We start from the raw sequence: 12,855 nt of genomic DNA, 5'->3' as shown, positions 1-12,855 counted from the left end.
CGTCCTTGTAAAAATGAAGATCTGATCGAATGGATCGCATCGTAGCTTTCGCAGTCAGCCGCCGCTATCTGATGGTGGGCCTGTTTGCCGCCGTCCTGATCGGCGGACTGGTTGCGTTCCAGCAACTGAACATCGAGGCCTATCCCGATCCGACCCCGCCGATGGTCGATATCGTCACGCAAAGCCCCGGCCTGTCGGCCGAGGAGATCGAGCGCTACATCACGATCCCGCTGGAGGCCCAGGTCGCGGGCCTCAGGAATCTGAAGGTGATCCGGACGATCTCGCTCTATGGCCTGTCGGACGTGAAGCTGCAGTTCTCGTTCGATTACACCTATGACCAGGCCCAGCAGCAGGTGCTGAACCGGCTGTCCCAGCTGGCGCCGCTGCTCAACAACGCCCAGCCGCAAATCTCGCCGCTCAGCCCGATCGGCGAGATCTACCGCTACCGTCTGGTCGGGCCGCCGAACTATTCGGTGCTCGACCTGAAGACATTGCAGGACTGGGTGCTGCAGCGCCGCTTTCGCACCGTGCCAGGTGTGATCGACGTGACCGGCTGGGGCGGCAAGACCAAGACCTACGAGCTCCAGGTCGATTTCAACAAGCTCGTCGCCAACGGCCTGACGCTGCCGCAGTTGCTGCAGGCCGTCAGCAATGCCAATGTCAACGTCGGCGGCAACACCGTCGACATCGGGCCGCAGTCCGCGGTGGTGCGCGGCGTCGGCCTGATCCGCTCGATCGACGGGCTCGCCAGCACCATGGTATCCGGCAGCGGCAGCACGCCCGTCCTCGTCAGGGACGTCGCGACCGTCACGGTCGGCGAGCAGCCGCGGCTCGGCATCGCCGGCCAGAACGAAGCCGACGACATCGTTCAGGGCATCGTGCTGATGCGCCGCGGCGAGCAGAGCTCGCCGACGATCTCCCGGGTCGAGCAGCTGGTCAGCCAGATCAACAATTCGTCGATCCTGCCGCCGGGCGTGCGGATCGAGCGCATCTATGATCGCAAGGACCTGATCGAGACCACCACGCATACCGTGCTGGAGAACATGGTGGTCGGCATCGCGCTGATCGTGTTCCTGCAATGGGTGTTTCTCGGCGATCTGCGCAGCGCATTCATCGTCGGCGCGACGATACCGTTCGCGCTGTTCTTCGCGGTCGGCATCCTGGTGCTGCGCGGCGAATCGGCCAATCTGCTGTCGGTCGGCGCGATCGACTTCGGCCTGATCGTCGACGCCACGGTCATCATGGTGGAGGCGATCTTCCGGCGGTTGTCGCACACGGTGCGGCTGTCCGCGCAGGAGCAGGCGACGATCTCCGCGAGCACGATCGCGGACATGAAGCATCATGCGATCCTGACCGCGTCCGCCGACGTGTCACGCTCGATCTTTTTCGCCGCAGCCATCATCATCGCGGCGTTCCTGCCGCTGTTCACGCTGAGCGGCGTCGAAGGCAACATCTTCGGCCCGATGGCGCGTACCTATGCCTATGCGCTGGCCGGCGGCCTGCTTGCGACCTTCACGGTGACGCCGGCGCTCAGCGCGATCATCCTGCCGGCGCATGTCGAGGAGACCGAAACGTTCGTGATGCGTTTGCTGCATCGGCTTTACATGCCGGTCCTCGCCCGCTCGCTGGCGCATCGCCGGGTGGTGTTGGTGGCGGGAGCCGGCCTGATCCTGATGACCGCACTCGCGGTCCGGCTGCTCGGGCTCGAATTCCTGCCGAAGCTCGAGGAGGGCAATCTGTGGATCCGTGCGACCTTGCCGCCGACGATTTCGCTGCAGGAGGGCAATGCCTATGTCAACGAGATGCGCAAGCTGATCGCGCAGCGGCCGGAGGTCGAGTCGGTGGTCTCGCAGCATGGCCGCCCCGATGACGGCACCGACGCCGCGGGCTTCTTCAACGCCGAGTTCTTCGCGCCGCTGAAGCCGGCCAAGGAGTGGCCGGAGCGTGAGGGCAAGGACGAACTGACCGCCAAGCTGCTCGCCGACCTGCAGGAGCGCTTTCCCGGCGTCGAGTTCAACTTCTCGCAATACCTCCAGGACAACGTCTCGGAGGCGGTGTCGGGCGTCAAGGGCGAGAACTCGATCAAGCTGTACGGCAACGATCTGCAGGCGCTGACCGACACCGCCAACAAGATCAAGTCGGTGCTGTCGACGGTACAGGGCGTCACCGATCTTGCGGTGTTCACCTCGCTCGGCCAGCCCACCGTGCAGATCGACATCGATCGGGCACGGGCGGCTCGCTACGGGCTGTCGCCGGGCGACATCAACACCACGATCAGGACCGCGATCGGCGGCGATAGCGCCGGCGACCTCTACGAGCCCGGCAGCGACCGCCACTTTCCGATCATCGTCCGCCTGGCGCCGCAATACCGGCGCAGCGCGGAGGCGATCCAGAACCTGCGCATTGGCGCCCAGGGCCCCAACGGCATCACCCAGGTGCCGCTCAGCGAGGTCGCGACCGTCAAACTGGTGTCGGGTGCGGCCTATATCTACCGCGAGCAGCAGGAGCGATATCTGCCGATCAAGTTCTCGGTCCGCGAGCGCGATCTCGGCAGTGCGATCCAGGAGGCGCAGGACAAGGTCGCGGCGCAGGTTCAATTGCCGCCGGGCTCGCATGTCGAATGGGTCGGCGAGTTCGGCAATCTGCAGGATGCGATCAAGCGCCTCTCCATCGTGGTGCCGATCAGCCTCGCGCTGATCGCGATGCTGATCTGGTTCAATTTCGGCTCGCTGATCGATACCGCGCTCACCATGAGCGTGATTCCGATGGCCGTGTTCGGTGGGATTCTCGGGCTGCTGCTGACCGGAATCCCGTTCAGCGTCTCGGCGGCGATCGGATTCATCGCGCTGTTCGGCATCTCGGTGATGGACGGCATCATCATTCTCTCGCAGTACAACCAGCTGATCGACGAGGGCATGGAGCGCGGCGCGGCGATCCTGCGCACCGGCGAGCTGCAGCTCCGTCCGGTGCTGATGACCTGTGTCGTCGCGGGGATCGGCCTGCTGCCGGCGGCGCTGTCGTCGGGAATCGGATCCCAGGTGCAAAAGCCGCTGGCGATCGTCGTGGTCGCCGGCATGTCGCTGGCGCCGCTCGTGATCCTGATCACCTTGCCGGCGCTGATCTCGATGTTCTCGCGGCGAACCCGGCCGGGTCTCGCGCCGACGCGCCAGCTTGCGCCGGCGGAATGATGGACCGGAACGATGCGTGACCGAGTGAGGCGTCAAAGCGGTTCGGGGCAGGGGGGGCGACGGCCTCGCAGGGCGATCATCGCGCTCGCCGTATTGGTGGCGCAGGCCGCGCCGTCGTCGGCCGAGACGCTGACCGAGGCGCTGGTGCAGGCCTACCAATCCAGCCTGCAGCTCAATGCGGAGCGCGCGCGTCAGCGCGGCACCGATGAGAACGTGCCGCAGGCGCTGGCCGGTTATCGGCCGCAGATCATGGGCAGCCTCAGCGCCGGCCTGCAGGCGGTGCGTAATACGCTGCCCGACAATACCATCCAGAGCGCCACGCTGCGGCCATGGACGATCGGCGTGACCGTGAGCCAGGTGCTGTTCAACGGCTTCAAGACCGCGAACAGCGTCAGGGTAGCCGAATTTCAGGTGCTGTCCGGGCGCGAGGCGTTGCGCAACACCGGGCAGGGCGTGCTGCTCGACGCGGTCACCGCCTTCATGAACGTGCTCGCCAACCAGGCGCTGCTCGAGGCGCAGCGCACCAATGTCGCGGTGCTGCGCGAGATCCAGGCCACGACCATCCGACGGCTTAGCGCCGGCGACGTCACGCCGACCGATACCGCGCAGGCCGAAGCGCGGCTGAACCGCGGGCTGGCCGATCTGAACGCCGCGGACGTGACGCTGGCCATCAGCAAGGCGACCTATGCGCAGGTGATCGGCCGGCCGCCGTCCCAGCTTGCCGCGGCCACCCCAGTCGATCGGCTGTCGCCGGTCTCGATGGCGGCGGCGGTCGAGACCGCCAATCACGAACATCCCGCGGTGCTCGGCGCCGGCTACGACGTCGACGTCGCCCAGACCACGATCAAGGTGGCCGAGAGCACGTTGCTGCCGACCGTGGCGGTCCAGGCGAGTGCCAGCCGGTCCCTGCAATCGGATTCGACGCTCAGCACGTCCGCCACGGACCAGGCCTCGGTGCTCGGTCAGATCAACGTGCCGATCTATGACGGCGGCACGGCGGCGTCGCAGACCCGGCAGGCCAAGGAAGTTACCTCGCAGAGCCGCCTGGTGCTTGAGCAGGTGCGCAACCAGTCACGCACCGCCGTGGTCAGCGCCTGGGTGTCCAATGAAGGCACCAAGGTGGCGCTGTCGGCCGCAGAGTCGGAGGTGCATGCGGCCGATGTTGCGCTGCAAGGCGTCAAACGCGAAGCGCAGGGCGGCCAGCGCACGACGATCGACGTGCTCAATGCGCAGCAGGACCTGACCAACGCCCGCTCGCGTCAGATCCTGGCGCAGCGCGATCGGGTCATCGCGTCCTACACGCTGCTCAGCGCAGTCGGACGGCTCGACGTCCATAACCTTGGGCTCAACACGCCCGACTACCTGCCCGAGGTTCACTACCACCAGGTTCGCGACGCCTGGCATGGCGTCCGCACTCCGTCGGGACAATAGGGATCAATCAGGAGATCGCGTCATGGATCAAGTCGCTGCTCTCAGGCTCTTCACCATCACGATGGCGTTGGCGGCGCTGCTGGTCGCTCCGGCTTTGTCGCAACAATTTCATTCCAAGCCGCCGGGATCGGGCTATCCTGTCGAGAACAAGCCCAAGGTTGACGAAAAGGCCTACAAGGCGGCGCTCGATCGCATCCCCGTTCCCGACAAGGCCTACGATCCCTGGGGCGGCGCGCACGCGGCGGAGGCGCCGCGCAGCGGCAGGAAGCCGAACTGAGCCTCTGATGTCGCAAGGGAGCCCGGCCGACCATGAGCGAACATGTCATCGTCAACGACGAGGAGATGGTGCGCATCATCACGATGCGGCGCCCGGAGAAGAAGAACACGCTGACCCAGGACATGTATCTGGCGATGAGCGATGCGATCGAGACCGCGCAGCGCGATCCGGCGATCCGATGCCTGATCCTGACCGGGCGGTCCGGTGTGTTCACAGCCGGCAACGATATCGGCGACTATCTGCAGGCCGCGACGGCGACGCACGAGATCGCCCGGCCGCGCAACTCGGTGATCTTCCTGCAGTCGCTCGTCCACAACGCAAAGCCGATCATCGCCGCCGTTGACGGCATTGCGATCGGCATCGGCACGACGATGGTGTTCCATTGCGACTATGTCGTCGCCAGCACCACGGCGAGCTTCTCGTCGCCGTTCATCCAGTATGGCCTGGTCCCGGAAGGCGCCACCAGCCTTCTCGTTCCCAGCATGGTTGGGCACCAGCGTGCCTTCGCAATGCTGGTGCTCGGACGGGCGATGAGCGCTGCCGACGGCCGCGAGGCGGGATTCGTCAACCAGATCGTTCCTCCCGGACATGCCGTCGTCGAGGCGAAGAAGGTCGCGCGCGAAATCTGCGCTTTGCCGGCGGAAGCGGTCGCGATGTCGCGAAAGCTGCTCAGGCTGCCGACCGAGGATCTGGTCCGCCGGATCGGTGAGGAGGATCGCAAGTTCGGCGAACGCATGCGCTCACCGGAGGCGATCGCGGCCTTCCAGCGGTTCTTCGCGCGCAAGAAGAGCTGAGCCGCTCCTCGCCGTCGGCACGAACGTGCCATCGCTTTGCCCGCTCGTGATCCGCGTTGCACCGCAGCGCGCCGGCAACATCGATTGCTCTTTTTCTTGATCGACACGGCCGACTGTCTAAATTGTCGGCATCTGCTGATTATTGTTGCGATCGGTCCGGATTGAGATCAGCATCGCCTCATTGCCAACAAGACGCCGAGCAGAGGCGCCAATCGGAAACGCCTGCGCCTGTTCGGTTGAATTCGAACCCATGGAGGGTGCGATGCTGAAATCTCTTGCCACCCTGATCGGTGCCGTTGCCGTTACGGCGCTGCTCGCTCCAGCCGCCTGGGCCGGCGCTTCCGCAAGCGCGCCATCGAAATACACCCGGGTCATGCAGCCGGCGGCGAGCACGCATTTCGTTCGCCAGGCGAAGCGGATCAATGCCCCGGACACTGACGTCTCGGCATCGGCAAGGACTGCACCGTTCCACCGCTGAAGCCAGACACCGAGATCGCCTTTGGTGCAGCAGGCGATCTCAGCCGTGGGTGGAGGCGGCGGGACCGATACTCAGGTGGTTCAATTCAAAGCCCCCCGCGAGATCGTATCGATTACGCCCCTTGGAAAGGTAGCAGATAGCGGCGGCCAGATCGCCCCGTTGATCCCGTTGCACAACGACAACGGGCGCAGGAAGAGGCCGCGGCCGCCGGCGGGGCGAGGAATTAAGCAAGATCGCCTCAGCAATCTCATGAAACGAAATGAAAGAATCGCGCGTGCTATGACTTGAGGGTCATCGGGGGACGCTCCCCCGACAACATAGGAACTGGCCCCGGCTTCTTGCTGGGGCCATTTTTTGTCCGAACCCGAGCCAGCTCAACAAGTTTGAAATCGTGCGCGCTGTTGTCAACGCGCTTCTTCTCGCGCTTCAGCTCCAAACGATCGACGCGCTCATCCATCAGTCGATTCAATTCCCTATCCTGTTGCGTATCCCTTCTATAGAGGGCGCCATGCAGGCCATAGGCGACCAGGATCAGGACGAACGAGATGACCAATAGATAGGTCCAGTTCATAGGGGTCTCCCTTGACGCCTCCATCATGACAGCAAAGGCAATGACTGTCCGTCAGTCGGAGCTTCGTGCCTTGGAGCTATGCAGGTCGACTAGAAACGAGATCGCTGGTCTCTAGAAAAAATTATGCGGTCAAACGATCTCGAGGATGCGCAGAAGGCGTAAGCCCTACGCGCTCTCCAACGTGAAGAGCGCCGCATCGAGCGAAGCGAACGGGCTGATCATAGTAAAATCCGTCAATGCGTTCAAATGATCAGTGCTCGCGCGGTCAGTTGCGTAGCGCACCCTGAGGAAGAAGTGGCAGCTGTTTCTGGGAGTAAGTTGCAATCATTGTCGGGAAAAACAGGCAATAGATGCAGCTCGGAGATCACCGAAAGTGTGTCGCGTTCGCAACGTCACAACAGATCCAATTGTGGATAGACCTCTCCCTACTTCACGGCGTTGCGAATTCATCGTCTAATCATGACGGACCTTCGGCGGCGATTTTATTTCCAAGATGTTCATTTTTGATCGGGTCCAAGAGGCCGCTGTCAGCGGCCAGCGGCCTCTTCATTTCTATTTTGATTGCAATGAAATTGTCCGACGCCAAGCGGCGTCAAATTCATGCTGTATAGTCATGGAGACAAAAATGATTGAAGGACTCAAACCTTACGTAGCATTCGGAGTCGATCCTGCTGGCGTCGCACGCGCAACGTATGAACTTCGTTGCAGTGACGACGAAGAGGCGAAGCGTCGGGCTAAGGATTATTTGGACGCACGAAATCATCGAGTTGTGGATCGACTACAAGAGGATCGCTCGTCTGAAGCGTGGGTAAGCTCGAGGTGTGCCGGCCGAGTTGTTTCCGACCAAGATCGCATCAACTCGAAAACTTGAAGTAAGTCGGCGAGCCGGAGCTTTGTGCCCTTCGGCAAGTGCCGCAGGAGCAGATGCCGGGTATTGGCCGCCGGATCCCGTCGCGCTTGATCGGATCGGGCTCGGCGTGGAAGGCTCGCATATCGGCAGCGAACCACCTGGCGACTTCCGGCGGGATCTCGATCGGCTTTCGCTTGATGGACATATAATCCAATAGCGAGCGGATAGGGGGAAGGCCGGGCCCTGGCGCAAAGGTGGTAGCGCGCCGCAGCAATCGCGGTTCGTGGTGGATGGAAATCAGAAAAGGGGCGCAATGTAACGTCGTGGGCGGAGGTTGGCCGCTACAGCCTTCGAAGCCGCGTCAGCCCCAGCTCAATCCCCTTCGAGCTGGGGCACGCCGGACGGGGAGGACGATCTTATGAAGGCAGCACTCTTGGGATTATTGCTCGTTAGCCAGCCGCCCGTACAAATATCAGACAGTGTTCCCAACTTCGATATCAAGGCGCTTTGCGCGGATGTTTCCGCTGACGATAAAGCGTCGGGACTTCCCCAGGATGCGAGTAAGTGCATGAGTGACGAGACGGATGCGCGGCAACAGCTAAACTCGATCTGGCTAACTGTCCCGGCAGGACCGCGTGAAAGTTGCGAACTCTTGGCGGGGTCAGGGCAAGTACAAAGCTATGTCGAACTCCTCATTTGCCTGAAAATGAATGACTGGGATTCGCCATCGACGGTGCCCCCGCAAAGGCGCAAGCAGGATTCAAAAACGCCAGGTAATTAAGGATTTCCGGGCCCCATCCGCAAAGTGCCCAAACGCGTCGAGGAGTTTTTGCGTGCGAGTCATACGAAATGGATTTCTATCGCTTCTGGCCTTAGGAGCGTTGACCCTGGAAGGTCACGCGCAAACTCTCGTCGCAGCATTGGAGTGCGATTTTCCGCTCGCTTCAACTGACGATTGGAGCGTGGCCGCGTCGACCCTGCAATACTACATCGATACAGCAGGAGGTTGGAGAGTGAACCAAGATTCCTTCTCCTTCGATGGCCCGATAAAAATTACTATCGGTGGAAAGGATACCGCAGCTTCGCTTTCGATCACTATTTCCCGACAGTCAGGCAAAGCTACCAAAACCCTGTCGTCGGAAGGGAAATCCCTTACAGTCAGCGGGGAATGCAAAAAAATGGAATCCTCCGGACGTAAATTCTAAGCGCCTCGAGTCGTTAGCGAGCTTTCAGCCACCGAGTGGTTGCCTCATCGATAGTTGGTGGGAGGTCGGTTCTGACATATGGCAGTTGATGGTCGCGCACGCGTGCGTTGAGAGTGTCTGAGCTGCAAATCCTGAACATGCCGGCCAAGACGCTGGAGGGCTTAAGGGCGAAGATCCGGTGTGCCGAGGCATGGTCGGGCGGAAAGATCGACAGCATCGATGGTTGCGCCGAAGAGATGGCGCTCTCGATCATCGAGGGGATCGAGAACATGGCCGCGGCCGGCACCAGTTAGATGCGCGAAACTACGCCGCCGGGCTCGAAATACGTTGTCCCGGCGGCGTCATTGTTTTCCAGCGCTGGGCCCTGAATTCCCAGTGCCGTCAATTTAGCAGGTACGTGGGCAAATGACTGTTGCAGTGCATACACAGACTTTGAGAAAGAGGAGCCGGCAGGCGGGACAGCGCGCCAGCTCCTCCGAAACGGTGACCGCAAGGCGTTCCGAAATCGGTCCCGTCCCTCCGGGAAGCCTGCGCCGACCTGCTTGCTGATTTGCTAACGGCTTCGGTTGGTCAGATGGAGAATAGATATCGTTTTCCGGCGAGGCTCGGCGGGCCCGCCCCGCGGGGATCGCTCTCGTTGTGCAGTCATTTGTGCGCTAGAAGCGCAACATCAATTATTGTTCAGTATTTTCAATTTGATATGACGGAAGGGGTGTCCTCCGAACTACCCGCGTCTAACGTCCTCCATTGTACGTCATTGTTCTGAGAGGTGCTTATTTCGCAGGGTTTTCTTGCGTAATCGATGCTCCCGTGTTCTCCATTGTCCGTCACTATCCAGCGCGAGCGCTGGGGCAGGTTGATAGGGCAGGGAAAAAACGATGGCTCGGGCAATCCACAGACTGAACGCAACATCGGCGGCAAACATCGCCAAACACGGCCGGCATGCTGACGGCGGCGGCCTCTACCTCTCGATCTCGCCGAATGGTGGCCGGCGATGGACGTTCCTCTATCGCTGGCGCGGCAAGACCATCGAGCTAGGATTCGGATCGGCGCCCAAAAAAGGAGCCGTCTCTGCGCATGTGACGCTGGCCGACGCTAGAAAGCTTGCAGCCGCGGCACGGGAAATGATTGCGAAGGGCATCAACCCGAAGGATGCGAAAAAGCCCGCGGCCGGCGCCACATTCGGCGAGTGCGCTGAACGCTTCATTGAGAACAAGGCGCCTGGCTGGCGCAACGAGAAGCACGGGGCTCAATGGCGAATGACACTGCTAGGTGTGAAGCCTGATCGCAAGGCGGCAGAGCGGGATTACTGCGCTAGGATCCGCCCGATACACGTCGACAAGATCACCACCGATGACGTGTTGGATGTGCTGCGGCCTATTTGGCAGAGCAAGCCGGAAACCGCGTCGCGCCTCCGCGGCCGGATCGAGGCCGTGTTGGATGCTGCCAAGGTTGCTGGACATCGCAGCGGCGAGAATCCGGCGCGATGGCGCGGACACTTGGAGCACAGTCTGTCAAAGCGCCAGCATCTGACGCGTGGCCATCATGCGGCAATGACCTATAACGACGTCCCGCCCTTCCTGATCGACCTGCGGGCTCGCGAGGCTGTCTCTGCGAGCGCTCTCGAATTTCTGATCCTCACCGCGGCGCGCACCGGGGAAGCGATCGGCGCACGGTGGACTGAGTTCGATCTCGATCGCGGCGTGTGGACTGTGCCGCCGCAGCGGATGAAGGCCGGTCGCGAACACCGGGTGCCGCTGGCGGCGAGGGCACTGGAGATCGTGCGGAAGATGCACGAGGTGCGAATCGGAGAGTACGTGTTCCCCGGTCAGGGCGAGAATAAGCCGCTGTCGACGATGGCTCTCGACATGGTGCTCCGGCGCATGAAGATCGAGAATGCGACGGTGCACGGCTTCCGCAGTTCGTTCAGAGATTGGGCCGGCGAGTGCACCAGCTTCCCGCGCGAGCTTGCCGAAACCGCTTTGGCGCACGTCATCGGCGATAAGGCCGAGCAGGCTTACCGGCGCGGTGACGCATTGGAGAAGCGGCGCGTGCTGATGGAAAGCTGGGCCTCGTACTGCCAGAACACGACAAACGTCGTGCAACTCCGGAGTGCGCAGCAATGAAGGGATCGAGGGCGGCGGCGCCGGCCTGCGACAAGACGGTCGGCACGTCGCGCGGCTTGTTCGGAAGGAACTGCCTGATGGCAGTCCACTCAAGGTCCGTTAGTTCTTATCTCATGATTCGAGGCCCTGGTTCGGGGGCTTGAATCATGCCTATCTCGGTGTTCGCAACGCACTCGACAGGCAACCGAACCCGAGGGCACAATCGCTCATGACGATGGCCTCTCCCCAGATTGCCGTTGTGTTGACGATGATCCAGCCGTGCTCAAGTCTTTGAGCAGACTACTGCGGTCTCGGAGCTTCCATGTTCATACATATGGATCGGGGCAGGAATTTCTCGCTTCATTAGCCAACGGTCTTCCGGGATGCCTGATTGTCGATTTCCAGATGCCCGAGATGAACGGTTTGGAGCTTCAACAGCATCTGCTCAGCAACGGCATAAAAATTCCGACGATCTTCATCACTGCGCATGGCGACGCTGTGTGCTTAAAGGATTCGGCGAAGGTGACCTTGTAGCCAGTCTCCGAAAACCTGTGCAGGACAGAGCGTTGTTCTCGGCTATCGACAGAGCGGTCGACGGCCCCGCTCAAATCTAGATGACAGGCACCTGAACATTGCCGCACCGCTCCACCGCCGCGCGAACGATTACGAGCGGATAAAGCGCAGCCTGGGCTTTTAACAGAATTGTCACAATCAGACGCGTTGATTTAGATCAAGACGGCCGATTTCCCCCCGTGTGCAGTTGCCTCATGCTCGCAGGAATGGTCCTTGACCAGCATCCCGCGATGATCACAGGGGGTGATACGTGACATGACGGCGCTCTTCTCTGCCTCCACTGCTAAGGCTGATGTCACGGTTGATGACTGCCCCTCGCAGCCTGACGGGATGATCTGGATACCCGGTGGCACATTCCGCATGGGTTCGGACAAGCATTATCCCGAAGAAGCCCCGGCGCATCGCGTCACCGTGGACGGCTTCTGGATGGACCGTCATCCCGTGACAAACCGGCAATTCAGGGAGTTTGTGAAGGCTACCGGCCACGTCACCGTCGCCGAGATTGCGCCCGATCCGAAGGACTATCCCGGAATGCTCCCGCACATGGTTTACGCGGGTTCGCTGATGTTCTCGCCGCCCAACCATCCGGTCAGTCTCCGGGACTTCAGCCAGTGGTGGACCTTCGCCAAGGGCGCGCAATGGCGGCATCCCTATGGACCCGGAAGCAACATCCGTGGGCTGGACGATCATCCCGTCGTGCATGTGGCCTTCCGCGATGCGCTCGCCTACACGACATGGGCGGGCAATGACCTGCCGACCGAAGCGGAATGGGAATTTGCGGCACGCGGCGGGCTCGACGCTACCGAATTTGCCTGGGGCGATGAATTCACGCCGGCCGGCCGCCACATGGCAAATACCTGGCAGGGCGAATTCCCCCGCCAGAACGCCAACGCGGACGGCTTCGAGCGCACCTCGCCGGTCAGCGCATTCCCGCCAAACGGGTACGGCCTGTACGACATGATCGGCAACGTCTGGGAATGGACGGACGACTGGTATTCGCCAAAGCATCAGGCGGATGCGCCGAAGGCTTGCTGCATTCCAGCAAACCCGCGTGGCGGCCGCGAAGCCGACAGCTATGACCCCCGAACGACCAACGTGAAGATTCCACGGAAGGTCATCAAAGGCGGCTCGCATTTGTGCGCGCCGAACTACTGCCGACGCTACCGGCCGGCAGCGCGCCATGCGGAGCCGGTCGATACTTCCACCAGTCACCTTGGCTTTCGATGCATCAAGCGGGGAGTCCCCGATGCATCATAAAAAGGGAGAGCGTAGCCATGTTGAGTACCATCTTGCCTGACAAGCCGCCCTTTATTGCAACACCGCCACGCAAGACGCCTGGCTTGCGGTCCTGCGCCGCGTTGCTCGGCGCGACGACGCTGGTGT

Annotated in this window: 12 protein-coding genes; 10 read left to right on the top strand and 2 right to left on the bottom strand. The window is 61.7% G+C overall.

From position 1 onward, the window contains the following. Positions 1–29: 29 nt before the first annotated feature. The 4 genes from K359_RS52990 to K359_RS0125335 are packed head-to-tail and all read left to right on the top strand — an operon-like array spanning position 30 to position 5,690. On the top strand, positions 30–3,188 hold the full coding sequence (locus K359_RS52990) for an efflux RND transporter permease subunit (RefSeq protein WP_051346387.1): 3,159 nt from the start codon (positions 30–32) through the stop codon (positions 3,186–3,188). 12 nt (positions 3,189–3,200) lie between these two features. Then, positions 3,201–4,619, top strand: a complete 1,419-nt coding sequence (locus K359_RS0125345) for a TolC family outer membrane protein (RefSeq protein ID WP_035977061.1) — start codon at positions 3,201–3,203, stop codon at positions 4,617–4,619. Between the two features lie 22 nt (positions 4,620–4,641). Next, positions 4,642–4,896, top strand: a complete 255-nt coding sequence (locus K359_RS0125340; protein ID WP_029081826.1) for a hypothetical protein — start codon at positions 4,642–4,644, stop codon at positions 4,894–4,896. Positions 4,897–4,928: 32 nt separating this feature from the next. Next, on the top strand, positions 4,929–5,690 hold the full coding sequence (locus K359_RS0125335) for an enoyl-CoA hydratase-related protein (protein ID WP_029081825.1): 762 nt from the start codon (positions 4,929–4,931) through the stop codon (positions 5,688–5,690). 117 nt (positions 5,691–5,807) lie between these two features. Here the strand turns inward: K359_RS0125335 and K359_RS61515 are convergent, their stop codons facing one another. After that, positions 5,808–6,125: a hypothetical protein gene (locus tag K359_RS61515; protein WP_156928661.1), complete on the bottom strand. Its 318-nt coding sequence runs from the start codon at positions 6,123–6,125 to the stop codon at positions 5,808–5,810. Between the two features lie 320 nt (positions 6,126–6,445). Beyond that, the gene (locus K359_RS0125315) at positions 6,446–6,739 is read right to left on the bottom strand and encodes a hypothetical protein (RefSeq protein WP_156928660.1); all 294 of its coding nucleotides are present in this window, start codon (positions 6,737–6,739) and stop codon (positions 6,446–6,448) included. Between the two features lie 1,268 nt (positions 6,740–8,007). Here K359_RS0125315 and K359_RS59055 point away from each other — a divergent pair. The 6 genes from K359_RS59055 to K359_RS52975 all read left to right on the top strand — a co-directional run bounded on the left by K359_RS59055 (position 8,008) and on the right by K359_RS52975 (position 12,729). After that, entirely contained in the window at positions 8,008–8,370 is a 363-nt protein-coding gene (locus tag K359_RS59055) for a hypothetical protein (RefSeq protein ID WP_084518505.1), read from the top strand. Between the two features lie 52 nt (positions 8,371–8,422). After that, complete coding sequence (locus K359_RS61510; RefSeq protein ID WP_156928659.1) at positions 8,423–8,794, top strand: hypothetical protein; 372 nt, start codon at positions 8,423–8,425, stop codon at positions 8,792–8,794. A 113-nt stretch (positions 8,795–8,907) separates the two neighbouring features. Further along, positions 8,908–9,087: a hypothetical protein gene (locus tag K359_RS52985; protein ID WP_035977060.1), complete on the top strand. Its 180-nt coding sequence runs from the start codon at positions 8,908–8,910 to the stop codon at positions 9,085–9,087. Positions 9,088–9,672: 585 nt separating this feature from the next. Further along, positions 9,673–10,920, top strand: coding sequence for a site-specific integrase (locus tag K359_RS0125300; RefSeq protein ID WP_029081821.1), 1,248 nt, complete (start codon positions 9,673–9,675; stop codon positions 10,918–10,920). Between the two features lie 126 nt (positions 10,921–11,046). Further along, complete coding sequence (locus tag K359_RS59050) at positions 11,047–11,433, top strand: response regulator (RefSeq protein ID WP_084518504.1); 387 nt, start codon at positions 11,047–11,049, stop codon at positions 11,431–11,433. 369 nt (positions 11,434–11,802) lie between these two features. Beyond that, on the top strand, positions 11,803–12,729 hold the full coding sequence (locus tag K359_RS52975) for a formylglycine-generating enzyme family protein (RefSeq protein WP_035977057.1): 927 nt from the start codon (positions 11,803–11,805) through the stop codon (positions 12,727–12,729). Positions 12,730–12,855: the final 126 nt, after the last annotated feature.

Source organism: Bradyrhizobium sp. th-b2 (genome assembly GCF_000426785.1).
In the GTDB taxonomy this organism is placed as follows: Bacteria; Pseudomonadota; Alphaproteobacteria; order Rhizobiales; family Xanthobacteraceae; genus Bradyrhizobium; species Bradyrhizobium septentrionale.
This window is presented reverse-complemented; position numbering and strand designations above follow the sequence as displayed.